36 protein-coding genes, 1 rRNA gene and 2 pseudogenes are annotated in these 26,846 nt (G+C 38.6%); all 39 read left to right on the forward strand.

The window, feature by feature from the left end:
- Positions 1-272: 272 nt before the first annotated feature.
- The gene (locus tag AT575_RS00300; RefSeq protein ID WP_102776667.1) at positions 273-1,178 is read left to right on the forward strand and encodes a helix-turn-helix domain-containing protein; all 906 of its coding nucleotides are present in this window, start codon (positions 273-275) and stop codon (positions 1,176-1,178) included.
- Positions 1,179-1,248: 70 nt separating this feature from the next.
- Positions 1,249-1,347, forward strand: coding sequence for a quorum-sensing system DWW-type pheromone (locus AT575_RS10690; RefSeq protein ID WP_217349831.1), 99 nt, complete (start codon positions 1,249-1,251; stop codon positions 1,345-1,347).
- 31 nt (positions 1,348-1,378) lie between these two features.
- Positions 1,379-2,377, forward strand: a complete 999-nt coding sequence (ruvB, locus tag AT575_RS00305; RefSeq protein WP_102776668.1) for a Holliday junction branch migration DNA helicase RuvB — start codon at positions 1,379-1,381, stop codon at positions 2,375-2,377.
- A 507-nt stretch (positions 2,378-2,884) separates the two neighbouring features.
- Entirely contained in the window at positions 2,885-3,328 is a 444-nt protein-coding gene (locus AT575_RS00310; RefSeq protein WP_102776669.1) for a low molecular weight protein-tyrosine-phosphatase, read from the forward strand.
- 8 nt (positions 3,329-3,336) lie between these two features.
- Positions 3,337-3,738 (forward strand): MORN repeat-containing protein, encoded by a 402-nt coding sequence (locus tag AT575_RS00315; protein ID WP_102776684.1) that lies wholly within the window; start codon positions 3,337-3,339, stop codon positions 3,736-3,738.
- Positions 3,735-5,513, forward strand: a complete 1,779-nt coding sequence (locus AT575_RS00320) for an acyltransferase family protein (RefSeq protein WP_102776670.1) — start codon at positions 3,735-3,737, stop codon at positions 5,511-5,513. Before AT575_RS00315 ends, AT575_RS00320 begins: the two co-directional genes overlap by 4 nt.
- A gap of 159 nt (positions 5,514-5,672) precedes the next feature.
- A complete protein-coding gene (gene adhE / locus AT575_RS00325; RefSeq protein WP_102776671.1) occupies positions 5,673-8,321 on the forward strand; it encodes a bifunctional acetaldehyde-CoA/alcohol dehydrogenase in 2,649 nt (882 codons plus the stop codon).
- Positions 8,322-8,719: 398 nt separating this feature from the next.
- A pseudogene (gene thrC, locus AT575_RS00330) lies at positions 8,720-10,203 on the forward strand (threonine synthase).
- Between the two features lie 32 nt (positions 10,204-10,235).
- Positions 10,236-11,524, forward strand: a pseudogene (locus AT575_RS00335) (MATE family efflux transporter).
- A 198-nt stretch (positions 11,525-11,722) separates the two neighbouring features.
- Positions 11,723-12,031: a 30S ribosomal protein S10 gene (gene rpsJ / locus AT575_RS00340; protein WP_003046044.1), complete on the forward strand. Its 309-nt coding sequence runs from the start codon at positions 11,723-11,725 to the stop codon at positions 12,029-12,031.
- A gap of 103 nt (positions 12,032-12,134) precedes the next feature.
- Positions 12,135-12,761 (forward strand): 50S ribosomal protein L3, encoded by a 627-nt coding sequence (gene rplC, locus AT575_RS00345; RefSeq protein ID WP_102776672.1) that lies wholly within the window; start codon positions 12,135-12,137, stop codon positions 12,759-12,761.
- 23 nt (positions 12,762-12,784) lie between these two features.
- Entirely contained in the window at positions 12,785-13,408 is a 624-nt protein-coding gene (gene rplD, locus AT575_RS00350; protein WP_102776673.1) for a 50S ribosomal protein L4, read from the forward strand.
- The gene (locus AT575_RS00355; RefSeq protein WP_102776674.1) at positions 13,408-13,704 is read left to right on the forward strand and encodes a 50S ribosomal protein L23; all 297 of its coding nucleotides are present in this window, start codon (positions 13,408-13,410) and stop codon (positions 13,702-13,704) included. The genes rplD and AT575_RS00355 overlap by 1 nt, the downstream gene beginning before the upstream one ends.
- Before the next feature lie 17 nt (positions 13,705-13,721).
- On the forward strand, positions 13,722-14,555 hold the full coding sequence (gene rplB / locus AT575_RS00360) for a 50S ribosomal protein L2 (RefSeq protein ID WP_102776675.1): 834 nt from the start codon (positions 13,722-13,724) through the stop codon (positions 14,553-14,555).
- A 92-nt stretch (positions 14,556-14,647) separates the two neighbouring features.
- Positions 14,648-14,926, forward strand: coding sequence for a 30S ribosomal protein S19 (gene rpsS, locus AT575_RS00365; RefSeq protein WP_000533765.1), 279 nt, complete (start codon positions 14,648-14,650; stop codon positions 14,924-14,926).
- A 15-nt stretch (positions 14,927-14,941) separates the two neighbouring features.
- The gene (rplV, locus tag AT575_RS00370; protein ID WP_102776676.1) at positions 14,942-15,286 is read left to right on the forward strand and encodes a 50S ribosomal protein L22; all 345 of its coding nucleotides are present in this window, start codon (positions 14,942-14,944) and stop codon (positions 15,284-15,286) included.
- A 12-nt stretch (positions 15,287-15,298) separates the two neighbouring features.
- Positions 15,299-15,952 carry a 30S ribosomal protein S3 gene (rpsC, locus tag AT575_RS00375; protein ID WP_102776677.1) on the forward strand — a complete coding sequence of 218 codons (654 nt, stop codon included), beginning with the start codon at positions 15,299-15,301 and terminating at the stop codon, positions 15,950-15,952.
- Positions 15,953-15,955: 3 nt separating this feature from the next.
- Positions 15,956-16,369: a 50S ribosomal protein L16 gene (gene rplP, locus AT575_RS00380; protein WP_003086024.1), complete on the forward strand. Its 414-nt coding sequence runs from the start codon at positions 15,956-15,958 to the stop codon at positions 16,367-16,369.
- 9 nt (positions 16,370-16,378) lie between these two features.
- Positions 16,379-16,585 (forward strand): 50S ribosomal protein L29, encoded by a 207-nt coding sequence (gene rpmC / locus AT575_RS00385; protein WP_003103481.1) that lies wholly within the window; start codon positions 16,379-16,381, stop codon positions 16,583-16,585.
- A 27-nt stretch (positions 16,586-16,612) separates the two neighbouring features.
- The gene (gene rpsQ / locus AT575_RS00390; protein ID WP_102776678.1) at positions 16,613-16,873 is read left to right on the forward strand and encodes a 30S ribosomal protein S17; all 261 of its coding nucleotides are present in this window, start codon (positions 16,613-16,615) and stop codon (positions 16,871-16,873) included.
- 24 nt (positions 16,874-16,897) lie between these two features.
- The gene (gene rplN, locus AT575_RS00395) at positions 16,898-17,266 is read left to right on the forward strand and encodes a 50S ribosomal protein L14 (RefSeq protein ID WP_000615920.1); all 369 of its coding nucleotides are present in this window, start codon (positions 16,898-16,900) and stop codon (positions 17,264-17,266) included.
- 87 nt (positions 17,267-17,353) lie between these two features.
- Positions 17,354-17,659 (forward strand): 50S ribosomal protein L24, encoded by a 306-nt coding sequence (rplX, locus tag AT575_RS00400; protein WP_003098647.1) that lies wholly within the window; start codon positions 17,354-17,356, stop codon positions 17,657-17,659.
- Positions 17,660-17,683: 24 nt separating this feature from the next.
- Positions 17,684-18,226 carry a 50S ribosomal protein L5 gene (gene rplE, locus AT575_RS00405; protein ID WP_071793662.1) on the forward strand — a complete coding sequence of 181 codons (543 nt, stop codon included), beginning with the start codon at positions 17,684-17,686 and terminating at the stop codon, positions 18,224-18,226.
- A gap of 15 nt (positions 18,227-18,241) precedes the next feature.
- The gene (locus AT575_RS00410; protein WP_002987746.1) at positions 18,242-18,427 is read left to right on the forward strand and encodes a type Z 30S ribosomal protein S14; all 186 of its coding nucleotides are present in this window, start codon (positions 18,242-18,244) and stop codon (positions 18,425-18,427) included.
- A gap of 127 nt (positions 18,428-18,554) precedes the next feature.
- Positions 18,555-18,953: a 30S ribosomal protein S8 gene (gene rpsH, locus AT575_RS00415; protein WP_003085849.1), complete on the forward strand. Its 399-nt coding sequence runs from the start codon at positions 18,555-18,557 to the stop codon at positions 18,951-18,953.
- A 201-nt stretch (positions 18,954-19,154) separates the two neighbouring features.
- Positions 19,155-19,691, forward strand: coding sequence for a 50S ribosomal protein L6 (gene rplF, locus AT575_RS00420; protein WP_102776679.1), 537 nt, complete (start codon positions 19,155-19,157; stop codon positions 19,689-19,691).
- A 95-nt stretch (positions 19,692-19,786) separates the two neighbouring features.
- Entirely contained in the window at positions 19,787-20,143 is a 357-nt protein-coding gene (gene rplR / locus AT575_RS00425) for a 50S ribosomal protein L18 (RefSeq protein ID WP_102776680.1), read from the forward strand.
- Between the two features lie 18 nt (positions 20,144-20,161).
- Positions 20,162-20,656 (forward strand): 30S ribosomal protein S5, encoded by a 495-nt coding sequence (gene rpsE / locus AT575_RS00430; RefSeq protein ID WP_003082868.1) that lies wholly within the window; start codon positions 20,162-20,164, stop codon positions 20,654-20,656.
- 14 nt (positions 20,657-20,670) lie between these two features.
- On the forward strand, positions 20,671-20,853 hold the full coding sequence (gene rpmD / locus AT575_RS00435) for a 50S ribosomal protein L30 (RefSeq protein WP_007891758.1): 183 nt from the start codon (positions 20,671-20,673) through the stop codon (positions 20,851-20,853).
- 124 nt (positions 20,854-20,977) lie between these two features.
- Positions 20,978-21,418, forward strand: coding sequence for a 50S ribosomal protein L15 (gene rplO / locus AT575_RS00440; protein ID WP_093959235.1), 441 nt, complete (start codon positions 20,978-20,980; stop codon positions 21,416-21,418).
- Between the two features lie 16 nt (positions 21,419-21,434).
- The gene (gene secY / locus AT575_RS00445; protein WP_102776681.1) at positions 21,435-22,739 is read left to right on the forward strand and encodes a preprotein translocase subunit SecY; all 1,305 of its coding nucleotides are present in this window, start codon (positions 21,435-21,437) and stop codon (positions 22,737-22,739) included.
- Between the two features lie 135 nt (positions 22,740-22,874).
- Positions 22,875-23,516: an adenylate kinase gene (locus AT575_RS00450; RefSeq protein ID WP_102776682.1), complete on the forward strand. Its 642-nt coding sequence runs from the start codon at positions 22,875-22,877 to the stop codon at positions 23,514-23,516.
- A 117-nt stretch (positions 23,517-23,633) separates the two neighbouring features.
- Positions 23,634-23,852 (forward strand): translation initiation factor IF-1, encoded by a 219-nt coding sequence (gene infA, locus AT575_RS00455; RefSeq protein ID WP_001040189.1) that lies wholly within the window; start codon positions 23,634-23,636, stop codon positions 23,850-23,852.
- Positions 23,853-23,877: 25 nt separating this feature from the next.
- Positions 23,878-23,994, forward strand: coding sequence for a 50S ribosomal protein L36 (rpmJ, locus tag AT575_RS00460; protein WP_000868345.1), 117 nt, complete (start codon positions 23,878-23,880; stop codon positions 23,992-23,994).
- A 17-nt stretch (positions 23,995-24,011) separates the two neighbouring features.
- The gene (gene rpsM / locus AT575_RS00465; RefSeq protein WP_071793656.1) at positions 24,012-24,377 is read left to right on the forward strand and encodes a 30S ribosomal protein S13; all 366 of its coding nucleotides are present in this window, start codon (positions 24,012-24,014) and stop codon (positions 24,375-24,377) included.
- Between the two features lie 17 nt (positions 24,378-24,394).
- On the forward strand, positions 24,395-24,778 hold the full coding sequence (rpsK, locus tag AT575_RS00470) for a 30S ribosomal protein S11 (RefSeq protein WP_001118387.1): 384 nt from the start codon (positions 24,395-24,397) through the stop codon (positions 24,776-24,778).
- A 46-nt stretch (positions 24,779-24,824) separates the two neighbouring features.
- Positions 24,825-25,763 (forward strand): DNA-directed RNA polymerase subunit alpha, encoded by a 939-nt coding sequence (locus AT575_RS00475; protein WP_102776683.1) that lies wholly within the window; start codon positions 24,825-24,827, stop codon positions 25,761-25,763.
- 14 nt (positions 25,764-25,777) lie between these two features.
- Complete coding sequence (rplQ, locus tag AT575_RS00480) at positions 25,778-26,164, forward strand: 50S ribosomal protein L17 (protein ID WP_071793654.1); 387 nt, start codon at positions 25,778-25,780, stop codon at positions 26,162-26,164.
- 609 nt (positions 26,165-26,773) lie between these two features.
- Positions 26,774-26,846: ribosomal RNA gene (locus tag AT575_RS00485) — 16S ribosomal RNA — on the forward strand; the annotation flags it as partial.

Raw genomic sequence — 26,846 nt, forward strand, 5'->3', positions numbered from 1 at the left:
TCCAAGAATGTTTGTGATAAAATCAAATTGTTCCATATGATACCTTTCTAATGATGGTTTAGTCGCTTTTCATTATAGATCATATGGGACTTTTTTGGTGTGAAAAATTTCAATAACGAAAAAGACCCTATAATCTCTTTTGAGGATTTACCCACTACAGAAATTATAGAGCCGAAAAATAAGGCTACGGCCTTATTTTTTTGTTTCTTTTAAAATTAACAAAAGATGTCAAAAATGTTATAATAATATAAAAACTTGATTAGGAGTCCTGCATGCAGCAACTTGGGGAAAAGATTCGTAAACTCAGGACAGATAGGGGCTTAACCCGCGAAGCGTTTTGTGGGGATGAATCTCAGCTGTCTACTCGTCAACTGGCCCGGATTGAAAAAAGCCAATCCATACCAACCCTTGCCAAGGTCCAATTTATCGCCAAACAACTAGCTCTACCTGTTTCCGAATTAATTGATCCTGAACAACTGGTTTTGCCCAAACGCTATAAAGAATTAAAGTATTATATCCTCCGTCAGCCAACTTATATGAATGAACAGAATCTTTCAAAAAGAGAGGCTCAATTTGATGATATTTTTGAAAATTACTACGATCAATTACCAGAAGAGGAACAACTGATTATCGATCTCTTACAATCACGTTTTGATGTCTATCAGAGTGGGGACATCAACTATGGTAAGGAACTTTTACAAGAGTACATTGCTCAAATACGTAAGAAAAAGAGTTTTAGCCTCAATGATATTTTCCTGATAGATCTTTACTTAACCTGTGGTTTGGTCTCCAATTTTCAGGAAGAACTTTTTAATAAAGCAATATTTGATTGTTTTACCAACAAGTTATTGAAACTGGAGGAGGAATTAGACTTTAAGGATTTATTTCTTCTTAATAATGTTCTATTAACGTCGATATTTGTGGGATTAGCAATTAAGGAGTATCAAAAAGTACGGCGATTACTAGATGTTTGCCGCCGTATTATGACTATTACTCAAGACTTTCAGCGCATGCCCATCTATTATATGTATGAATGGCGTTATAGTCTATTCTTTATGAAGGATAGTCGAAAAGCCGCTTATTATTATCGTCAGTCTTTAATTTATGCTAAGACTCTGACGGATGCTTATCTGGTTCAACGCTTAAAAGAAAGTTGGGATAATGACCAAGAAGCGTAACATGACATCGATGTCATGTTTTTTTATGGCCTTTGCCGGTATAATTGTAAAAAAATAAAGGAGGAACCTTATGTTCAAAAAACACAAATATACCCTACTTTTACTGGCAATCTTATTGGCTAAAGCAGCTGCAACCATGATTGAAAAAGATTGGTGGTCTATCGGATGAATGGTCCCTAGCTTTGTGCTATAATAAGGGCATGACTAGAATTTTAGATAACGATGTAATGGGTGATGAAGAACTAGTAGAAAGAACTTTGCGCCCGCAATATTTAAGAGAATATATTGGACAGGATAAGGTCAAAGACCAGTTGTCCATCTTTATTGAAGCTGCTAAGATGCGTGATGAATCATTGGACCACGTTTTACTATTTGGCCCTCCAGGTTTGGGGAAAACAACCATGGCCTTTGTCATTGCTAATGAATTAGGGGTTAACCTGAAACAGACTTCTGGCCCAGCCATTGAAAAGTCAGGGGACCTGGTTGCTATTTTAAATGACCTAGAACCTGGTGATGTCCTTTTTATTGATGAGATTCACCGCATGCCTATGGCGGTTGAAGAAGTGCTTTACAGTGCCATGGAAGATTTCTATATTGATATCATGATTGGTGCAGGTGATACCAGCCGTAGTGTCCATTTAGAATTGCCACCTTTTACCTTGATTGGGGCAACAACACGTGCAGGGATGTTATCCAATCCTTTAAGGGCTCGTTTTGGAATAACAGGTCACATGGAGTATTACCAAGTTGATGATTTGACAGAAATCATTGAACGAACTTCTGATATTTTTGAAATGGAAATTATTCAAGAAGCAGCTCATGAATTGGCTCGCCGTAGTCGTGGGACTCCCCGTATTGCCAACCGTTTATTAAAACGGGTGCGGGACTATGCTCAAATTATGGGGAATGGTGTTATTACCAAAGAGATTACAGACAAGGCTTTAGCCATGCTCGATGTAGACCATGAAGGTCTAGACTATGTCGATCAGAAAATCTTAAGGACCATGATTGAAATGTATAATGGTGGTCCAGTAGGTTTAGGAACGCTCTCGGTCAACATCGCTGAAGAACGTGACACGGTTGAAGATATGTACGAACCCTATTTGATTCAAAAAGGTTTCATTATGAGGACGCGGACTGGTCGGGTGGCTACGCAAAAAGCTTACGACCATCTGCATTATCCTTATCATAATAACTAAATGTCATGCTTTGATTCTATAATTGCTGACTAATGACTTATGTTTAGTTAGGCATCAGTATTAATCACTAATGAAGTCAAAGTTAATAGCTAGTGAAGTCAAAGTTAATAGCTAGTGGAATTAAAATGAATCACTACTGGAATCAGAATTAATAACTACTGGAATTAATATGGAATCATTACTAGAATCACTAATAGAAAGTCGAGAATATTCTCGGCTTTTTATCTTTGTCAGAATTAGAGAATATGAGTTCTTTTGACTTCATAAGATTAAATAAAATAGTCCCATTTTACAAATTGCTTAAGAAAAATTAAAGTTTCCTTTGTTATTCTGTATATGATGGCTAATGATGCGCTTTTTTTGTCCTTATTTCTGAAAAATACTTTAAAAAGTAAGAAAATAAGAAGTTTTATTCTATTCTCTTTTTTGGGAAAAAATTGAAAATAATAAGGGGATTTCTCGGTGCTTTGCCGATATTCTGTTATAATGAAAAGGAGGTGTTTAGGAATGAAAAAAGTTTGTTTTGTTTGTCTAGGTAACATTTGTCGTTCGACAATGGCAGAATTTGTAATGAAATCACTAGATCTTCAAGAAAAATTACTAATTGAAAGCCGTGGCACTTCCAATTGGGAACACGGGAATCCGATTCATCATGGTACCCAAAACATTCTGCGACGCTATGCTATTCCCTTTGATAGTAGTAAGACCTCACAGCAGATTAGTCTGGAGGATATGGAGTACTTTGATTTAGTGCTTGGTATGGACCAGAATAATGTCAGTGATTTGTTGTCTCTTTCGGCCGGTCGTTGGGATGAGAAAATATTTCTCTTTAATGAGAATGGGGTTCCAGATCCTTGGTACACGGGCGATTTTGAGGAAACCTATGCCTTGGTGACTGAGGGTTGTCAGAATTGGTTAAATAAGATTAAAAATAATAAAGATTTGAGTTGAAAGTAGTCATGGAAAATATCAGGACATTTTTTAAGAATATAAAGATTACCAGAGTCCAACTTGAAATTGTGACTCTTATTGTGTTGGTGGTTTGTGGTTTATCTGTATTGACCCTCAATCATCAATCACAGGCAGCTTTGAGTTTTGATCATGGTAAGATTAAGTATAATGGTGCTGTTGTTAATCACCGGATGAATGGCAAAGGAAAATTAGTTTTTGCTAATGGGGACACTTATGTCGGCAACTTCCGTGACGGTCAGTTTAATGGTCAAGGGACTTATAAGGCAAGTAGTGGTTGGTCTTATAAGGGTCAATTTAAAAAGGGTCAGGCTGATGGTAAAGGCACTTTAAATGCAAATAATAGTAAGGTTTATAAAGGAACCTTTAAGCAGGGGATTTATCAAAAATGAGAATAAAATGGTTTTCTTTTATTAGGGTAACGGGACTACTTTTAGTTTTACTCTATCACTTTTTTAAGAATAGTTTTCCAGGTGGCTTCATTGGGGTTGATGTCTTCTTCACTTTCTCTGGTTTCCTGATTACTGCCTTATTAATTGATGAATACGCTAAAAATAATAAGATAGATCTTCTCGGTTTCTACCGTAGACGATTTTATCGGATTGTTCCGCCTCTTGTTTTAATGGTCCTTCTGGTTATGCCTTTTACCTTTTTGGTTAAGAGCGACTTTGTTGCTAGTATTGGTCACCAGATTGCGGCGACTCTTGGTTTTACAACCAACTTCTATGAGATTTTAACCGGCTCTAGTTATGAGAGTCAGTTTATTCCTCACCTCTTTGTTCATACTTGGAGTTTAGCCATTGAGGTTCATTTCTATGTTCTATGGGGCCTCTTGGTTTGGTATTTAGGGCAACGTCAACAAAGCGATAAACAATTTAGAGGTATGCTCTTTATTGTTTCAAGTGCCTTCTTTGTGATTAGTTTCTTAACCATGTTTGTTAGAGCATTTTTGGTTAATAACTTCTCATTAATTTACTTCTCAAGTATTGCTCACGTTTTTCCTTTCTTCATTGGTGCCATGTTTGCTACTATTTCTGGGATTAAGGATACGACTATCCGTTTTCAGAAAAATGTGCGTCTCTGGCCTAAAAAATATGTGGTTGACTTTATGGTTGGTGCATTTGCCTTGCTCTTCCTATTAACGCTAACCTTGAATTTTGATCATCTCTTTACTTACCTTTTTGGTTTTGTTTTAGCCAGTCTCTTTACGGCAGTGATGATTTATGCGGCGCGTGTTTTAAATGACCAAACACCTGAGTTAGAAGAGCCAAAAGTCATTACTTATATTGCGGATGTCAGTTATGGGGTTTACCTCTTCCATTGGCCATTCTATATTATTTTTAGTCAATTAATGCCTAACTGGCTTGCGGTGATTTTAACCACCTTCTTCTCATTCTTATTTGCTTCCCTTTCTTATTATGTGGTAGAGCCACTGATTGCGGGTAAGAAACCAAATCTCTTTGGTTTGAAGTTGGATTTGACTCCCTACTTAAAATGGATGGTATTGGCTGTTTTGGGTCTCTTCATCTTAATGTTGGGCCGGTCAATGACAGCTCCAGCTGTCGGCAAGTTTGAAACTGATTTATTGATTGGTGGCTTGCAACAAAGTCAAAGTAATATCAACCGGACACATACGCTGGCTGCGGGGGATGCTAATGCGCTCAGTGATGTCAGCATTATTGGTGACTCTGTTGCCTTGAGATCGCAAGCGGCTTTCGCTAAAATTATGCCAGCAGCGCAGCTGGATGCTGCCGTTAGTCGTAATTTCTCGCTCGCCTATGAGATTTATGACAACCGTATACAGAGCAATTCTTTATCCAAAACAACGGTGTTGGCTGTTGGTGTTAACTCGCTTGATAATTACAAATCAGACTTGCAAGAATTTATCAAGGATTTACCTAAAGGTAGTCGTTTGATTATTGTGTCACCATACAACGCTAATAACTTGGCTCAGGTAGCAGAAGTTCGGAATTATGAACTTCGTTTGGCTAAGAAATATTCTTATGTGACCATTGCTGATTGGTATCAAGTTGCTGTTTCAAATCCAGATATTTGGGTGGGAACTGATGGTGTCCATTATAGCGATGCAGATACAAAGGGAGCAGATCTCTATGTCAATACTATTAAAACGACAATTGAAAAAGCTGCTAAAAAGCACGCAAAATAAGGCCTTTAAGGGGTCTTATTTTTTTATGTAAAAAAAGTTTGAAAAAAAGTTCACAAATTTCTTGTGAAACTATTTACAAACTTTCGATTTGTGTTATAATAAATCATGTAAATAAATTGTGAAACTTTTAACAAGTTACTTTTTAAGGAGAAAATATTAATGGTTGAAGCTAAATTAACACCAGAACAAAAAATGGAAGAAGCTCAAAAACATGTTGATGAGCTTGTTCAAAAAGGTCTTGTTGCCTTAGAAGAATTTCGTCAATTAAATCAAGAACAAGTTGACTATATTGTTGCTAAAGCTTCTGTTGCTGCTTTAGATGCTCACGGTATTCTTGCAATGCACGCTTTTGAAGAAACTGGTCGTGGTGTCTTTGAAGATAAAGCAACTAAAAACTTATTTGCTTGTGAACATGTTGTTAACAACATGCGTCATACAAAAACTGTTGGCATTATTGAAGAAGATGATACAACTGGTTTGACATTAATTGCTGAACCTGTCGGTGTTATTTGTGGGGTTACACCAACAACTAACCCAACTTCAACAGCTATCTTTAAATCATTAATTGCATTGAAAACACGTAATCCAATCGTCTTTGGTTTCCACCCATCAGCTCAAGAATCTTCTGCTCATGCAGCTCAAATCGTTCGTGATGCAGCTATTGCCGCTGGTGCTCCTGAAAACTGTATCCAATGGATTTCAAAACCATCAATGGAAGCAACTGGTGCTTTGATGAACCACGATGGTATTGCAACTATCCTTGCTACTGGTGGGAATGCAATGGTTCGTGCAGCTTACTCTTGTGGTAAACCTGCTCTTGGGGTTGGTGCTGGTAATGTTCCTGCTTACGTAGAAAAATCAGCTGATATCCGTCAAGCAGCTCATGACATTGTTATGTCTAAATCATTTGATAATGGTATGGTTTGTGCTTCTGAACAAGCAGTTATCATTGATAAAGAAATCTACGATGAATTTGTTGCAGAATTCAAATCATATAAAACTTACTTCGTTAATAAAAAAGAAAAAGCCCTTCTTGAAGAATTCTGTTTTGGTGCTAAAGCTAACAGCAAAAACTGTGCTGGTGCTAAATTGAATGCTGATATCGTTGGTAAACCAGCAACTTGGATTGCTGAACAAGCTGGTTTTACAGTTCCAGAGGGTACTAATATCTTAGCTGCTGAATGTGCTGAAGTTGGTATTAAAGAGCCGTTAACACGTGAAAAACTTTCTCCAGTCATTGCTGTTCTTAAAGCGGATTCAACTGAAGATGGTCTCACAAAAGCACGTCAAATGGTAGAATTCAACGGACTTGGCCACTCAGCTGCGATCCATACTAAAGATGAAGAACTTGCTAAACGTTTCGGTACTGAAATGAAAGCAATGCGTATCATTTGGAATTCACCTTCAACATTTGGTGGTATTGGTGACGTTTATAATGCATTTATCCCATCATTAACATTAGGGTGTGGTTCATATGGACGTAACTCTGTAGGTGATAACGTTAGTGCTATCAACCTCTTAAATATCAAAAAAGTAGGAAGACGTAGAAATAATATGCAATGGTTTAAAGTTCCTTCAAAAACATACTTCGAACGTGATTCTATTCAATACTTACAAAAAGCTCGTGATGTTGAACGTGTTATGATCGTTACTGACCATGCCATGGTTGAACTTGGTTTCTTGAATAAAATTATTGAACAATTAGACCTTCGTCGTAACAAAGTTGTTTACCAAATTTTTGCAGATGTTGAGCCTGATCCAGATATCACAACTGTTCAAAAAGGTACTGAATTAATGCGTTCATTTGAACCAGATACAATCATTGCACTTGGTGGTGGTTCTCCAATGGATGCTGCTAAAGTGATGTGGTTATTCTACGAACAACCAGAAGTTGACTTCCGTGACCTTGTTCAAAAATTCATGGATATCCGTAAACGTGCCTTCAAATTCCCTGAACTTGGTAAGAAAACAAAATTCATTGCTATCCCAACAACATCAGGTACTGGTTCTGAAGTAACACCATTTGCCGTTATCTCTGATAAGAAAAACAACCGTAAATACCCAATCGCTGACTACTCATTGACACCAACAATTGCCATTGTTGACCCATCATTAGTACTTACAGTTCCAGGCTTTATCGCTGCTGATACTGGTATGGATGTCTTGACTCACGCGACTGAAGCTTATGTTTCACAATTAGCTAACGACTTTACTGACGGACTTGCTCTTCAAGCTATTAAGATTGTCTTTGAAAACTTAGAACGTTCTGTTAAAGAAGCTGATTTCGAATCTCGTGAAAAAATGCATAATGCATCAACCATGGCTGGTATGGCCTTTGCCAATGCCTTCCTCGGAATGAGTCACTCAATGGCGCATAAAATTGGTGGGGTACACCACACAATTCACGGTCGTACCAATGCAATCCTTCTTCCATATGTGGTTCGTTACAATGGTACTCGTCCAGCAAAAACAGCTACTTGGCCTAAATACAACTACTGGAAAGCTGATGAAAAATTCCAAGACATCGCTCGTATGCTAGGTTTACCTTGCTCAACTCCAGAAGAAGCAGTTGCTTCATATGCACAAGCCATCTATGACTTGGGTACTAAAGTTGGTATCAAGATGAACTTTAAAGATCAAGGTATCGATGAAAAAGAATGGATGGATAGCTTAAATGAAATTGCTCTTCTTGCTTATGAAGACCAATGTTCACCTGCTAACCCACGCTTACCTTTAGTTGCTGACATGAAAGAAATCATGGCTGACGCATACTATGGTTATGCTGAAAGACCTGGTCGTCTTAAATAAGACCTATCTCATTACCTAAAATTGTTTCTGTAATATGAAATGCCCAGTTTCCTTATTCTGGGCATTTCTATTTTAAATTTTGTGTTTCTAATATTTCAATCTCTTCTATTTTATTAAAGGAATTTCCATTTTTCACCTTTACAAGACAGGTATGGCGTATTATAATAAAATTGACATTAAAGGTTAGCTTTAGGAGGGTAAAAAGCAATGACTGAAAGAATTTATGACTTGTTAGCTATAGTATGGATTGGCTTAGCAGGAGTGGATTCTAACTGGATCAATTAAGATCTTATGGAGTAGTTCTTTTAAAGGAGCTACTCTTTTTTTGAGCTCGTCTTTCCAGCTCTGCTTATTTTGTGGTACAATATCAAAAAGACATGCAAAGTTGAGGAATATTTATGGGAATGATTTACCAATCAACACGTGATGCTGAGAATCGTGTTAGTGCCAGTCAGGCTATTTTAGGTGGTTTGGCCAGTGATGGTGGTCTCTTTACGCCGCTTTCAATGCCTAAGATTGACTTGAATTTCAATCAGTTAAAGGATGCGTCCTATCAAGAAATTGCTAAGTTGGTCATGGCAGCTTTCTTTGATGATTTTACGGAAGAGGAGCTGGATCGTTGTATTGCAGCCGCTTATGATGGGAAATTTGACACGAAGGCCATTGTACCTCTTGTTGAGCTTAAAGATTATCATAATTTAGAATTATTCCATGGATCAACCATTGCCTTCAAGGACATGGCCTTGTCTATTCTGCCTCATCTTTTGACAACGGCGGCTAAGAAACAAGGTGTTACTAATAAGATTGTTATTTTGACAGCTACTTCTGGGGACACTGGTAAGGCAGCAATGGCTGGTTTTGCGGATGTTCCTGGGACTGAGATTATAGTTTTCTATCCTAAAGATGGTGTTAGCAAGATTCAAGAGTTGCAGATGACAACACAAAAAGGGGCTAACACGCATGTTGTGGCTATCGATGGTAATTTTGATGATGCCCAAACGGATGTTAAGCGCATGTTCAATGACAAGCTCTTGGCGGAAAAATTATTAGCTAATGGTATGCAATTGTCTTCGGCTAATTCGATGAATATCGGGCGGTTAATTCCTCAGGTTGTTTACTATGTTTATGCCTACGCCCAATTGGTGAAAAAGCGCAGCATTGCTGATGGGGACTTGATTAACATTACGGTTCCAACTGGTAACTTCGGGAATATTTTAGCAGCTTATTATGCTAAAGAAATCGGTCTTCCGGTTGCTAAGCTCATCTGTGCTTCTAACGAAAACAATGTTCTGACCGACTTCTTTGCTAACCAGTCTACGACAAGAAGCGTGACTTCAAGGTGACTAGCAGTCCGTCCATGGACATTTTGGTTTCTTCTAACTTGGAGCGCTTAATTTTCCACTTGGTGGGCAATGATGCAGTTAAGACTAAGGCTTTGATGGCTGATTTAGGGGCTAAGGGAGAATACCATTTAGAGGCTGTTCGTCCTGAGATATTAGACCTCTTTGCAGCAGGTTTTGCCAGTGAAGCAGAAACGGGAGCAGAAATCAAAGCAGTATATGAGTCTGACGCTTATGTTTTAGATCCTCATACGGCTGTCGCTTCGGCAGTTTATCGTCGTTACCGTCAAGAATCTGGTGATCTTAAGCCGACGGTGATTGCGTCGACAGCAAGTCCATATAAGTTCCCGAGAGTGGTGGTGGAAGCCATTAGGGGCCAAGAACTTGGTGATGACTTCGAAGCTGTTGCGGAACTTCAGGAGCTTTCTAAGGTCGCTATTCCAGCGGCTCTGGATGGTTTACAGGAAGCGCCCGTTTTACATCAGACAGCAGTTGCAACGGATCACATGCAAGCATCTGTTGAGAACTATTTAGGAGTATAAAAAGGAGCCTTTGGCTCCTTTCTTTAGTTGATATGAATTTATTAAATAGAAAGAAGATTTTAAGTTTGGCCTTGCCGGCCATGGTTGAGAATGTCTTGCAAATGCTGATGGGATTTGTTGATAACTTTTTAGTTGCACAAATCTCTTTATTAGCGGTTTCGGGTGTGGCTATTGCCAATAACCTGATTACGGTTTACCAAGCCCTTTTTATTGCTCTCAGCTCAGCTATTTCCAGCCTCCTAGCCAGAAGTATTGGAGAGCGGGATGACGAAAAAGAGTTGGGCTATATGGCTGATGCTTGATGGTGACGCTTTTCTTGTCGCTGATTCTAGGTCTTTTTAGTCTTGTGTTTGGTCGTCCCCTGTTGTTTGCCCTGGGTGCAGGTCCTGAGGTTGTAGCTGAGGCTTACGGCTATTTGCTGATTGTTGGGGGGCTGATTTTTAGTCTGGGGCTTTTGACGACTTTTGGGGCCATGCTTCGGGCGCGTGGTTATAGTAAGTTGCCCATGCATGTCAGTTTTCTGACGACTTTTTTGAATGCCGTTTTTTCCCTTACTTCGATTCAAGTGTTTCATTGGGGAGTCCTTGGTGTGGCTGGGTCGACAGTCTTGGCGCGTTTGATAGGTATTGTCATTTTAGTTAAGTTTCTTCCTATTAAAAAGATTATAGCTAAGATGCGTTTTAAAATGGATCCAGAAATTCTCTCTTTAAGTCTGCCGGCTGCGGGTGAACGCTTGATGATGCGTCTGGGTGATTTGTTGATTTTAATGATTGTTATTCATTTTGGTGAAAAAGTTTTAGCTGGGAATGCAATTGGTGAGACCATCAGTCAATTTAATTATATGCCGGGCTTGGGGATTTCAACAGCAACAGTTATTCTTGTGGCTAACCACTTGGGTAGACAGGAGCATAAAGAAATTGACAAACTTATTAAAGAGTCCTTTCTTCTTTCAACACTTTTCATGTTTTGTTTTAGTCTCCTCATTTTCATTTCAGGCCCTTGGTTGATTGCTGGCTTTACTAATAATAATGACGCTATTGAAGCGGCAAAAGTGGTCCTGCTCTTTTCCCTGATTAGTGTACCTGCGACGTCGGGGACTTTAGTCTATACTGCTCTTTGGCAGGGTTTGGGGAATGCCAGGTTACCATTTTATGCGACGAGTATTGGAATGTGGTTGATTCGGATTCTAGCTGGTTACATTCTGGGTGTCCTGCTCAAGCTTGGTTTGGAAGGGGTTTGGTTGGCGACAGCCCTGGATAATTTAAGCCGGTGGTTGATTCTCAAAAGCGCATATAATAAGAAAAGAAAAATGTCACTCTAGGGTGAAATTTTTTAAAATTATTTTGTAGAAAGACTTGCAATGGGAATACAAATTTGTTATTATACTATGGTGCTGTAAAAATTACAGCTGTAGCTATGATACGAGAGGTTGCGACACGCTCGGTTGCATTGCCACGCAACACGTGTTGGTTTTCTCGAGGAGCTAGCCTATTATCGTAAATAGACGAGAGGAGAAAAGATGGCAAATAAAAAAATCCGTATCCGTTTGAAAGCGTACGAACACCGTACACTTGACACAGCGGCAGAAAAAATCGTTGAAACTGCAACACGTACAGGTGCTACTGTAGCGGGACCAGTTCCACTTCCAACAGAACGTAGTCTTTACACAATTATTCGTGCGACTCACAAATACAAAGATTCTCGCGAACAATTTGAAATGCGTACTCACAAACGTCTTATCGACATCGTGAACCCAACTCAAAAGACTGTTGACGCTCTTATGAAATTGGATCTTCCAAGTGGTGTAAACGTAGAAATCAAATTATAATTTGATCTCTGAGCACGAAAAACGCTCGTAAAAAACTTTTTTGAGCACGAAAAACGCTCATAAAAAACTTTTTGAAAAAAATAAGAAAAGGAAATATTTTCTCATGACAAAAGGAATCTTAGGGAAAAAAGTGGGAATGACTCAAATCTTCACTGAATCAGGCGAATTTATCCCTGTTACTGTCATCGAAGCAACTCCAAACGTTGTGCTTCAAGTTAAAACTGTTGAAACAGATGGTTACGAAGCAGTACAAATTGGTTTTGATGACAAACGCGAAGTATTGAGCAACAAACCTGCCAAAGGCCATGTAGCGAAAGCTAACACTGCTCCTAAGCGCTTCATTCGTGAATTCAAAAACATTGAAGGCTTAGAAGTTGGATCAGAAATTACTGTAGAATCATTCGAAGTTGGAGATGTCGTTGATGTAACGGGTACTTCAAAAGGTAAAGGTTTCCAAGGTGTTATCAAACGCCACGGTCAATCACGCGGCCCTATGGCCCATGGTTCTCGTTACCACCGTCGTCCAGGTTCAATGGGACCTGTTGCGCCTAACCGTGTTTTCAAAAACAAACACTTGGCAGGACGTATGGGTGGAAACCGTGTAACAATTCAAAATCTTGAAATTGTACAAGTTATCCCAGAAAAGAACGTTATCCTTATTAAAGGTAACGTACCAGGTGCTAAGAAATCTCTTATCACTATCAAATCAGCAGTTAAAGCTGCTAAATAATCAGAAAGGAGAAAACAGTTAAAATGGCAAACGTAAAACTATTTGACCAAACTGGTAAAGAAGTTAGTTCAGTTGAATTAAACGACGCTATCTTCGGTATCGAACCAAACGAATCAGTTGTCTTTGATGTTGTAATCAGCCAACGTGCTAGCCTTCGTCAAGGTACTCACGCGGTTAAAAACCGTTCAGCAGTATCAGGTGGCGGACGCAAACCATGGCGTCAAAAAGGAACTGGACGTGCTCGTCAAGGTTCTATCCGTTCACCACAATGGCGTGGCGGTGGGATTGTCTTCGGACCAACTCCTCGTTCATACGGATACAAACTTCCACAAAAAGTTCGTCGCCTTGCTTTGAAATCAGTTTACTCAGCAAAAGTTGCTGAAGATAAATTTGTAGCTGTAGAAGGCCTTTCATTTGCAGCACCAAAAACTGCTGAATTTGCAAAAGTTCTTTCAGCGCTAAGTATCGATTCAAAAGTACTTGTTATCGTTGAAGAAGGAAATGAATTTGCAGCATTATCTGCTCGTAACCTTCCAAACGTTAAAGTTGCAACTGCAACAACTGCAAGTGTTCTTGATATTGTAAATAGCGATAAACTTCTTGTTACTAAAGAAGCAATCTCTACAATTGAGGAGGTTCTTGCATAATGAATTTGTACGACGTAATTAAAAAACCAGTTATCACTGAAAAATCTATGATTGCTCTTGAAGAAGGCAAATATACATTTGAAGTTGATACACGTGCACACAAACTTTTAATCAAACAAGCTGTTGAAGCTGCGTTTGAAGGAGTTAAAGTTGCTAGCGTGAACACTGTTAACGTTAAACCAAAAGCTAAACGCGTTGGTCGTTACACAGGTTTCACTTCTAAAACTAAAAAAGCTATCATCACTCTTACAGCTGATTCTAAAGCAATCGAGTTGTTCGCAGCTGAAGCTGAATAATCTAAGGAGGAAATAACGTGGGTATTAAAGTTTATAAACCAACGACAAATGGCCGTCGTAACATGACTTCTTTGGATTTCGCTGAAATCACAACAAGCACACCTGAGAAATCATTGCTTGTTTCTCTTAAAAACAAAGCTGGTCGTAACAACAATGGTCGCATCACTGTTCGTCACCAAGGTGGCGGTCACAAACGTCATTACCGTGTAATTGACTTCAAACGTAACAAAGATGGCGTTGAAGCAGTTGTTAAAACTATCGAATATGATCCAAACCGTACTGCAAACATTGCATTAGTAAACTATACTGATGGTGTTAAAGCTTACATCATTGCACCTAAAGGTCTTGAAGTAGGTCAACGTATCGTTTCTGGACCAGAAGCAGATATCAAAATTGGTAATGCATTACCACTTGCTAACATCCCAGTTGGTACAGTTATTCACAACATCGAGTTGAAACCTGGTAAAGGTGGAGAACTTGTCCGTGCTGCTGGAGCTTCTGCTCAAGTACTTGGTCAAGAAGGTAAATACGTTCTTGTTCGTCTTCAATCAGGCGAAGTTCGTATGATTCTTGGAACTTGTCGTGCAACAATCGGTTCAGTTGGTAACGAACAACAATCACTTGTTAACATTGGTAAAGCTGGACGTAACCGTTGGAAAGGTATCCGCCCAACAGTTCGTGGTTCTGTAATGAACCCTAACGATCACCCACACGGTGGTGGTGAAGGTAAAGCACCAGTTGGACGTAAATCACCAATGACACCATGGGGCAAACCAGCTCTTGGTCTTAAAACTCGTAATAAGAAAGCTAAATCAGACAAACTTATCGTACGTCGTCGTAACGCTAAATAATCGATTAGTTAAATTCTTATTAACCTTCCGCCAACTCGGTAGCCTTTTAGGCAAGCCGTTGTGGTACATCATTTAAAGGAGAAAACTACAAAATGGGACGTAGTCTTAAAAAAGGACCTTTCGTCGATGAGCATTTAATGAAAAAAGTTGAAGCTCAAGCTAATGACGAAAAGAAAAAAGTAATTAAAACTTGGTCACGTCGTTCAACGATTTTCCCAAGTTTCATCGGATATACAATCGCAGTTTATGATGGACGTAAACATGTACCTGTTTACATCCAAGAAGACATGGTAGGTCACAAACTTGGTGAATTTGCACCAACTCGTACTTACAAAGGTCACGCAGCTGACGACAAGAAAACACGTCGTTAATAGGAGGAGGACACAATGGCAGAAATTACTTCAGCTAAAGCAATGGCTCGTACAGTGCGTGTTTCACCTCGTAAAACACGTTTAGTACTTGATCTTATCCGTGGTAAGAACGTTGCTGACGCAATCGCAATCTTAAAATTCACTCCAAACAAAGCAGCTCGTGTTATTGAGAAAACTCTTAACTCAGCAATTGCAAACGCAGAAAACAACTTTGGTTTGGAAAAAGCTAACTTGATAGTATCTGAAACATTCGCAAACGAAGGACCAACAATGAAACGTTTCCGTCCACGTGCGAAAGGTTCAGCTTCACCAATCAACAAACGTACAACTCACGTAACTGTAGTTGTATCAGAAAAATAAGGAGGTAAAATCGTGGGTCAAAAAGTACATCCAATTGGTATGCGTGTCGGTATCATCCGTGACTGGGATGCGAAATGGTATGCTGAAAAAGAATACGCGGATTACCTTCATGAAGATCTTTCAATCCGTAAATTCATTCAAAAAGAATTAGCAGAAGCTTCAGTTTCAACAATTGAAATTGAACGTGCTATCAACAAAGTTATTGTTTCACTTCACACTGCAAAACCAGGTATGGTTATCGGTAAAGGTGGAGCAAACGTTGATGCCCTTCGTGCTCAACTTAATAAATTAACTGGAAAACAAGTACACATCAACATTATTGAAATCAAATCACCTGATCTTGATGCTCACCTCGTTGGTGAAAATATTGCTCGTCAATTAGAGCAACGTGTTGCTTTCCGTCGTGCTCAAAAACAAGCTATCCAACGTACAATGCGTGCTGGGGCTAAAGGGATCAAAACCCAAGTTTCTGGTCGTTTGAACGGTGCTGATATCGCTCGTGCAGAAGGTTATTCAGAAGGAACTGTTCCTCTTCATACACTTCGTGCTGATATCGATTACGCTTGGGAAGAAGCAGACACTACATATGGTAAACTTGGTGTTAAAGTTTGGATCTATCGTGGTGAAGTTCTTCCAGCTCGTAAAAACACTAAAGGAGGCAAATAACATATGTTAGTACCTAAACGTGTTAAACACCGTCGTGAGTTCCGTGGTAAAATGCGCGGTGAAGCAAAAGGTGGAAAAGAAGTATCATTCGGTGAATACGGTCTTCAAGCTACAACTAGCTCATGGATCACTAACCGCCAAATTGAAGCTGCCCGTATCGCTATGACGCGTTACATGAAACGTGGTGGTAAAGTTTGGATTAAAATCTTCCCTCACAAATCTTACACTGCTAAAGCTATCGGGGTTCGTATGGGTTCTGGTAAAGGTGCACCTGAAGGTTGGGTATCACCAGTTAAACGTGGTAAAGTAATGTTCGAAATTGCTGGTGTATCTGAAGAAGTTGCACGTGAAGCATTCCGTCTTGCTGGACACAAATTACCAGTTAAAGTTAAATTCGTAAAACGCGAAGCAGAATAAGGAGAAGACATGAAACTTGAAGAAATCAAAAAGTTTGTTGCTGAGCTTCGTGGCTTGTCTCAAGAAGAGCTTGCTAAAAAAGAAAACGAACTCAAGAAAGAACTTTTCGACCTTCGTTTTCAAGCTGCAGCGGGTCAACTTGATCAAACTGCTCGCTTAAACGAAGTTAAAAAACAAATTGCACGCATCAAAACAGTGCAATCTGAAATGAAATAATAGATTGGGAAAGGAGAAATTCTAATAATGGAACGTAATCAACGTAGAACCCTTGTTGGACGTGTCGTATCTGACAAGATGGATAAAACAATCACAGTTATAGTTGAAACAAAACGTAACCACCCAGTCTATGGTAAACGTATCAACTATTCTAAAAAATATAAAGCACATGACGAAAAAAACCTTGCTAAAGAAGGCGATATCGTTCGTATCATGGAAACTCGTCCACTTTCAGCTACAAAACATTTCCGTCTTGTAGAAGTTGTGGAAAAAGCTGTTATTATCTAATCAAACTAAAAGGAGAAAATTGAAATGATTCAACAAGAAACTCGCTTGAAAGTTGCTGATAATAGTGGTGCCCGTGAGATCTTGACTATCAAAGTACTTGGTGGTTCAGGACGTAAATTCGCTAACATCGGCGACGTTATCGTTGCTTCTGTAAAACAAGCTACTCCAGGCGGAGCAGTTAAAAAAGGTGACGTTGTGAAAGCAGTTATCGTTCGTACAAAAACTGGTGCTCGCCGTCCAGACGGTTCATACATCAAATTTGACGACAATGCTGCAGTAATCATCCGTGATGACAAAACTCCTCGCGGAACTCGTATCTTTGGTCCAGTTGCACGTGAATTACGTGAAGGTGGATACATGAAGATCGTTTCACTTGCACCAGAAGTACTTTAATTTTTAAATAAATTAAACAAACTAAGTCCCCTAGGTTTTTCCTAGGGTGCCCATAGGGCGTAAGAAATTAATAGGAGAAAAACTCAAATGTTTGTAAAAAAAGGCGACAAAGTTCGCGTTATTGCTGGTAAAGACAAGGGAACTGAAGCTGTAGTTCTTAAAGCTCTTCCAAAAGTTAACAAAGTTGTTGTTGAAGGTGTTGGTATCATCAAAAAACACCAAAAACCTAACACTGAAAACCCTCAAGGTGCTATTGTAGAAAAAGAAGCACCAATCCACGTGTCAAACGTACAAGTACTTGACAAAAATGGTGTTGCAGGTCGTGTTGGTTATAAAGTTGTTGACGGCAAAAAAGTTCGTTACAGCAAAAAATCAGGCGAAGTGCTTGATTAATCACGAAGGAAAGGAGAAGCATAAATGGCAAATCGTTTAAAAGAAAAATATACTAACGAAGTAATCCCTGCGTTGTCAGAGAAATTTAGTTACACTACAGTTATGGCTGTGCCTCGCGTTGAGAAAATCGTTCTTAACATGGGTGTTGGTGATGCTGTTTCTAACGCAAAAAACCTTGAAAAAGCTGCTGCAGAATTAGAGCTTATTTCAGGTCAAAAACCACTTATTACTAAAGCTAAGAAATCAATCGCTGGCTTCCGTCTTCGTGAAGGTGTTGCGATCGGTGCGAAAGTTACACTTCGTGGCGAACGTATGTACGAATTCCTAGACAAATTAGTTAGCGTTTCACTTCCTCGTGTTCGTGACTTCCACGGAGTACCAACTAAATCATTCGATGGACGTGGTAACTACACACTTGGTGTGAAAGAACAACTTATCTTCCCAGAAATCAACTTCGATGATGTTGATAAAGTACGTGGTCTTGATATCGTAATCGTCACTACTGCAAATACTGACGAAGAATCACGTGAATTGCTTAAAGGCCTTGGAATGCCTTTTGCAAAATAATAGGGGGTAAATAAATTGGCTAAAAAATCTATGATTGCTAAAAACAAACGTCCTGCGAAACACTCTACGCAAGCTTATACTCGCTGTGAAAAATGTGGACGACCACATTCAGTTTACCGCAAGTTTAAACTTTGCCGTGTTTGCTTCCGTGAATTGGCTTACAAAGGTCAAATTCCAGGTGTTGTAAAAGCTTCTTGGTAATTTGAAAAACTCGTAAATTATAGTTATAATTTACTTGAATACTACTGATACAATGTATCACTTGCCTTCGGGCAACATTAACTAGCAAGTGACTTGATCAAACTGCTAGTAAGAGGAGAATTTAAAAATGGTTATGACAGACCCAATTGCTGACTTTTTAACACGTATTCGTAATGCTAACCAAGTAAAACACGAAGTGTTAGAAGTTCCAGCTTCAAACATCAAAAAAGGGATTGCTGAAATCCTTAAACGTGAAGGTTTTGTAAAAAACGTTGAAGTTATTGAAGACGATAAACAAGGAATCATCCGTGTATTCCTTAAATATGGTCAAAATGGCGAACGCGTTATCACTAACTTGAAACGTATTTCAAAACCGGGTCTTCGTGTTTATACAAAACGTGAAGATGTTCCTAAAGTTCTTAATGGACTTGGAATTGCAATTATCTCTACTTCAGAAGGTCTTTTGACTGATAAAGAAGCTCGCCAAAAAAATGTTGGTGGAGAAGTTATTGCATACGTTTGGTAAAATCAAGATACATAGGACGTAAAAATCTGTATGAAAATAGGAGGCTGACCTTGAAGTTTTTAGACTTCTAGGAAGCCTATCTTTTTCAATAGGGTTTTAGTCCGTGTTCAATTTCGATATTTGAATTGAAGTATCTCATTCTATCAAACCCCCGTGAAAACTAGCCTAAAAGGTTGACAATTTAACAGGAGAAAAGAAAACATGTCACGTATTGGTAATAAAATTATCACTATGCCTGCAGGTGTTGAACTTAAAAACGACAACAATGTCGTAACAGTTAAAGGTCCTAAAGGCGAACTCACTCGTGAGTTCAACAAAAACATTGAAATTAAAGTTGAAGGGACAGAAATCACTGTAGTTCGTCCTAACGATTCTAAAGAAATGAAAACTATCCACGGAACTACTCGTGCTTTGTTAAACAACATGGTACAAGGTGTTTCTGAAGGATTCAAAAAGGATCTTGAAATGAAGGGTGTCGGTTACCGTGCTCAACTTCAAGGTACCAAATTAGTTCTTTCAGTTGGTAAATCTCACCAAGACGAAGTAGAAGCTCCAGAAGGAATCACTTTCACTCTTGCTAACCCAACTTCAATTTCCGTTGAAGGTATCAGCAAAGAAAAAGTTGGTCAAACTGCTGCTTATATTCGTAGCCTACGTTCACCAGAACCTTACAAAGGTAAAGGTATTCGTTACGTTGGTGAATATGTACGCCTTAAAGAAGGTAAAACTGGTAAATAATTATTTCTTAGTACTGTTCAGATTCTTCTGGCCAGTTAAAGGGATAAATGCTAATTTGTTATAAACAAATGTTTAAAAATTAAGAGGTGAAAATTGTGATTTCTAAACCAGATAAAAATAAAATCCGCCAAAAACGCCATCGTCGCGTACGCGGTAAACTCTCTGGAACTGCAGAACGCCCACGTTTGAACGTATACCGTTCTAATACAGGCATCTACGCTCAAGTAATTGATGACGTAGCGGGTGTAACGCTCGCAAGCGCATCAACTCTTGATAAAGACGTTTCAAAAGGAACAAAAACTGAACAAGCCGTTGTAGTCGGCAAACTTGTTGCTGAACGTGCAGTGGCTAAAGGTATTTCTGAAGTGGTGTTTGACCGCGGTGGATATCTCTATCACGGACGTGTAAAAGCTTTAGCTGATGCAGCTCGTGAAAACGGATTGAAATTCTAATAGGGAGGACACAGAATAATGGCATTTAAAGATAATGCAGTTGAACTTGAAGAACGCGTAGTTGCAATCAACCGTGTTACAAAAGTTGTTAAAGGTGGACGTCGTCTTCGCTTTGCAGCTCTTGTAGTTGTTGGTGATGGTAATGGTCGTGTTGGTTTCGGAACTGGTAAAGCTCAAGAAGTACCAGAAGCTATTCGTAAAGCTGTTGAAGCAGCTAAAAAGAATATGATCGAAGTACCAATGGTTGGTACAACAATTCCTCACGAAGTTTTCACAAACTTTGGTGGAGCAAAAGTATTGTTGAAACCAGCTGTAGAAGGTTCTGGAGTTGCCGCAGGTGGTGCAGTTCGTGCCGTTGTGGAATTAGCAGGTATTGCTGATATCACTTCAAAATCACTTGGTTCAAATACACCAATCAACATTGTTCGCGCAACTGTTGAAGGTTTGAAACAGCTTAAACGTGCAGAAGAAGTTGCTGCTTTACGCGGCGTTTCAGTTTCTGACTTAGCTTAAGAAAGGGGATTATAATGGCTCAAATTAAAATTACTTTGACTAAGTCTCCAATCGGGCGTAAACCAGAACAACGTAAAACTGTTCAAGCTCTTGGACTTGGTAAATTAAACTCTTCAGTTATTAAAGAAGATAACGCTGCTATCCGTGGTATGGTTACAGCTATCTCTCACTTATTAACAGTAGAAGACGTTAAATAAAAATTGTTTAAGTCGTAGGGTTAATTCTCTGCGACTTATAGTTGATTATATGTAAAGGCGAGTTTTTATGGGGAGTCCTTTCCCCTCATAGAGGCGCTAGCAATTTACAAAAAAAGGAGAAAAAATGAAACTTCATGAATTAAAAGCTGCTGAAGGCTCACGTAAAGTACGCAACCGTGTAGGTCGTGGTTCTTCATCAGGTAACGGTAAAACATCTGGACGCGGACAAAAAGGTCAAAACTCACGTAGTGGTGGTGGCGTTCGTTTAGGTTTTGAAGGTGGACAAACTCCATTGTTCCGTCGCATGCCAAAACGTGGATTCTCAAACATCAATACTAAAGAGTATGCTCTTGTTAACCTTGATCAATTAAACGTTTTTGAAGATGGTACTGAAGTAACACCAGTTGTTCTTAAAGAGGCTGGTATCGTTCGTGCTGAAAAATCAGGCGTTAAAATTCTTGGTAACGGCGAATTGACTAAAAAATTGACTGTAAAAGCAGCTAAATTCTCAAAATCTGCTGAAGCAGCAATTACTGCTAAAGGTGGTTCAATCGAAGTCATCTAATGAGGGGTAACTCATTATGTTCTTAAAAATACTTAAAGATGCATTGAAAATAAAGAATGTTAGACATAAAATTTTCTATACAATCTTTATTATTCTTATATTTCGTATCGGGACACATATTACAGTTCCTGGTGTAAATGCAAAAAGCTTAGAGCAATTGAGTGAACTTCCTTTTCTTAATATGTTGAACTTGGTGAGTGGTAATGCCATGAGAAACTTCTCTGTTTTCTCTATGGGGGTTAGTCCTTACATTACTGCTTCCATCGTTGTTCAACTATTACAAATGGATATTTTACCTAAATTTGTTGAATGGGGAAAACAAGGTGAAGTTGGACGTCGTAAGTTAAATCAAGCGACTCGCTATATTTCATTAGGTTTAGCTTTCATTCAATCAATCGGTATCACGGCAGGTTTCAACAGCTTGTCTAATGTTGCTTTAGTTTCAACACCAAATGTAAAAACCTATTTACTGATTGGTGCTTTGCTAACAACAGGTAGTGTGATTGTAACCTGGTTAGGTGAACAAATTACTGATAAAGGATTTGGAAATGGTGTTTCAATGATTATCTTTGCGGGTATCATCTCATCTATTCCAAATGCGATTGCGACAGTACATGAAGATTATTTTGTAAACGTCAAAGCGGGTGATATTCAATCATCATACATTGTGGTTGGCTTATTAATCCTTGCAGTGCTTGCAATTGTATTTTTTACAACATTTGTTCAACAAGCGGAATACAAAATTCCAATCCAATATACTAAACTTGTTCAAGGTGCACCTACAAGTTCGTATCTTCCTCTAAAAGTTAATCCAGCAGGCGTTATTCCCGTTATCTTTGCTAGCTCGATTACAACCATTCCAAGTACTCTGATTCCTTTCTTTCAAAATGGAAGAGATATTCCTTGGCTAACAAAAATGCAAGAGATTTTTAATTATCAGTCTCCGACTGGAATGATTGTCTATGCATTCTTGATTATCTTGTTCTCATTCTTCTATACCTTTGTCCAAGTAAATCCTGAGAAAACAGCTGAAAATCTACAGAAGAACTCGTCTTATATTCCAAGTGTTCGACCTGGACGTGAAACAGAACAATATATGTCATCATTGCTTAAGAAATTAGCAACATTAGGTTCAATTTTCTTAGCGTTTATCTCTTTAGTACCGATTGCGGCACAGCAAGCATTAAATCTTTCTTCAGGTATCGCCTTGGGGGGAACTAGCTTGCTCATCTTGATTTCAACAGGAATTGAAGGAATGAAACAACTTGAAGGCTACCTTCTCAAGAGAAAGTATGTCGGATTTATGAATACTGCAGAATAGAATATAGGTTGACACTGTCAACCTACTATTTTGTTTTCAGGTGATAGTAAGACTTAGTCAGATTTCTTATTATCATTTGAAAACAAAAACCAAAATGAGCATTCATTTTATTATTTTAGTCAAGAGGAGACTGACATGAATCTTTTAATTATGGGATTACCTGGTGCAGGTAAAGGGACTCAAGCAGCAAAAATCGTTGAAGAATTTGGTGTAATCCATATTTCAACAGGTGACATGTTCCGTGCAGCAATGGCTAACCAAACTGAAATGGGTAAACTTGCTAAATCTTACATTGATAAAGGTGATTTAGTACCAGATGAAGTAACAAATGGTATTGTAAAAGAACGTTTATCTCAAGATGACATTAAAGCAAAAGGTTTCTTATTAGATGGTTACCCACGTACCATTGAGCAAGCTCATGCTTTGGATGCAACTTTAGAAGCTTTAGGTTTAAAACTTGATGGTGTTATTAACATCGATGTAGATCCAGCTTCATTAGTTGAACGTCTAAGTGGTCGTATCATCAACAAAAAAACTGGCGAAACATTCCATAAAGTCTTTAACCCACCTGCTGGGGATTATGATGAAAATGACTACTACCAACGCGAAGATGATAAACCAGAAACCGTTAAACGTCGTTTGGATGTTAACATCGCGCAAGGTCAGCCAATAATTGATCATTACAGAGAAGCAGGAATTGTTAACGATATTAACGGTAATCAAGAAATCGAAACAGTTTTCAGTGACATTGAAAAAGTTATTGAAAAGCTAAAATAATTTCTAATAAACTACTTGCGAAAGTAGAAATGAAGTGCTATAATAGGCTAGTCTGACTTATAATTGTTACCTCTGTGCTCAGAGGACATCAAATCGAAATTTAGGGGGTACTTTTGCGTGGCAAAAGAAGACGTGATTGAAATTGAAGGTAAAGTTGTTGAAACGATGCCAAACGCAATGTTTACTGTTGAATTAGAAAATGGACACCAAATTCTAGCAACTGTATCAGGTAAAATCCGTAAAAATTACATTCGTATTTTAGTGGGTGACCGTGTTACAGTAGAAATGAGTCCGTACGATTTAACACGTGGACGTATCACATACCGCTTTAAATAGTCGAAATAATTGGAGGGATTAAAACATGAAGGTAAGACCATCGGTTAAACCAATTTGCGAATACTGTAAAGTAATTCGTCGTAACGGTCGTGTTATGGTGATTTGTCCAACAAATCCAAAACACAAACAACGTCAAGGATAATATAGAAAGGAGAAAAAATGGCTCGTATAGCTGGAGTTGATATTCCAAATGATAAACGCGTAGTAATTTCACTTACTTATGTTTACGGAATTGGTCTTGCAACATCACAAAAAATCTTAGCAAATGCTGGTATTTCAGAAGATATCCGTGTTAAAGATTTAACAAGTGATCAAGAAGATGCAATCCGTCGCGAAATCGATTCAATCAAAGTTGAAGGTGACCTTCGTCGTGAAGTTAACTTAAACATCAAACGTTTGATGGAAATCGGATCATACCGTGGAATCCGTCACCGTCGTGGACTTCCTGTCCGTGGACAAAACACAAAAAACAACGCTCGTACTCGTAAAGGGAAACCTACTGCGATTGCTGGTAAGAAAAAATAAAATAGGAGGTAAAGAAATTGGCTAAACCAACACGTAAACGTCGTGTGAAAAAGAACATCGAATCTGGTGTTGCCCATATTCACGCTACATTTAATAACACTATTGTTATGATTACAGATGTTCATGGTAATGCTCTTGCATGGTCATCAGCTGGTGCTCTTGGTTTTAAAGGATCTCGTAAATCAACACCTTTTGCTGCTCAAATGGCTGCTGAAGCTGCTGCGAAATCTGCACAAGAACACGGTCTTAAAACTGTTGAAGTTACTGTAAAAGGCCCTGGTTCAGGTCGTGAGTCTGCTATTCGTGCGCTTGCTGCTGCAGGTCTTGAAGTAACTGCAATTCGTGACGTGACTCCTGTACCACATAATGGTGCTCGTCCTCCAAAACGTCGTCGTGTATAATCATAATAACTAATAGTACACAAGTTTCGTTTCGAGGGGTGAAAAAATGATTGAGTTTGAAAAACCAACAATAACAAAAATTGATGAAAATAAAGATTACGGAAGATTTGTGATCGAACCATTAGAACGTGGTTACGGGACAACTCTAGGTAATTCACTTCGTCGTGTACTCTTGTCATCACTTCCGGGTGCGGCAGTTACATCGATTAAATTTGATGGGGTATTACACGAATTTGATACAATCCCAGGTGTACGTGAAGATGTGATGCAAATTATCCTTAACGTTAAGGGTCTTGCTGTAAAATCTTACGTAGAAGACGAAAAGATGATCGAACTAGATGTAGAAGGTCCTGCAGAAGTTACTGCTGGTGATATTCTTACAGATAGCGACATTGAACTTGTTAACCCAGATCATTATCTCTTTACCATTGCTGAAGGTCATTCACTAAAAGCAACTATGACTGTTGCTAAAAAACGTGGTTATGTCCCTGCAGAAGGTAATAAAAAAGATGATGCACCTGTTGGAACATTGGCAGTAGATTCTATCTACACACCAGTGAAAAAAGTTAACTATCAAGTTGAACCTGCCCGCGTTGGTAGCAATGATGGCTTTGATAAGTTAACAATTGAAATCATGACAAATGGAACTATCATTCCTGAAGATGCATTAGGTCTGTCTGCTCGAGTTTTAATTGAACACTTGAATCTCTTTACTGACTTAACTGAAGTGGCTAAAGCTACAGATGTTATGAAAGAAACTGAAAAAGTGAACGATGAAAAAGTACTTGACCGCACAATTGAGGAACTTGATTTATCCGTACGCTCATATAACTGTCTTAAACGCGCAGGCATTAATACTGTCTTCGATTTAACAGAAAAATCTGAGCCTGAAATGATGAAAGTCCGTAACCTTGGACGTAAGAGTCTAGAAGAAGTTAAGGTAAAACTTGCTGATTTAGGTCTTGGACTAAAAAACGATAAATAATATAGGAGGACAAAATGGCTTACCGTAAACTAGGACGCACTAGCTCACAACGTAAAGCAATGCTTCGTGATTTAACGACTGACTTATTAATCAACGAATCTATTGTTACAACTGAAGCACGTGCAAAAGAAATCCGTAAAACAGTTGAAAAAATGATTACTCTTGGTAAACGTGGTGATCTTCATGCTCGTCGTCAAGCAGCTGCTTACGTACGTAATGAAATTGCATCAGAAAACTATGACGAAGCTACAGATAAATATTCATCTACTACAGCTCTTCAAAAACTTTTCGATGATATCGCACCTCGTTATGCTGAACGCAATGGTGGATACACTCGTATTCTTAAAACAGAACCACGCCGTGGAGATGCTGCTCCAATGGCAATTATTGAATTAGTATAATTTTTATCAATTTTGTTGAGTGTTATGATGGTGGAACGTTCTTTATTTCGTTCTTAGTCTAGCTCTGGTCTACCGCTAGGAATTTTTTCCTAGCGGGAACACTCATCATATTGTTAGTGGTAACGCTTGTTTACGAAATAGATCTAAGATTAGACGTATTTCGCAAGCAGGCGTTTTGTTGTGCTTAAAACGCCTATATAGGCCTGTAGAACTTAGATTTTCAACCATAAATAAAATGTGTTTAAGTAGGGAAATTGCTGAGCGCCATAGAGTATGACAGTGGTCCAGAAATAATTAAAAAAGTTTCAAAAACTTATTGACTTTGGAATTGAAAGTCAGTATACTAATAAAGCTGTCAAAAGCGTCACTGGAAAAAGCTTTAAAAAAGTAAGAAAAAAATACCAAAGAAAAGTCAAAAAAAGTATTGACAAAGGCATAGTGACTGATAGAATATAATAGTTGTCTCGTAAGAGATGGCAAGACCTTTGAGAACTGAATAAGACAAGAAAAACCAAATGTGAGGGTGATATGTTTAGATGCATATTATCCGTCAATGAAGTAAAAAACAATAAATCTGTCAGCGACAGAAAAGAACGAGTAAGTTCAAACTAAAATGAGAGTTTGATCCTGGCTCAGGACGAACGCTGGCGGCGTGCCTAATACATGCAAGTAGAACGCTGAG

Source organism: Streptococcus penaeicida (assembly GCF_002887775.1).
Lineage (GTDB): Bacteria > Bacillota > Bacilli > Lactobacillales > Streptococcaceae > Streptococcus > Streptococcus penaeicida.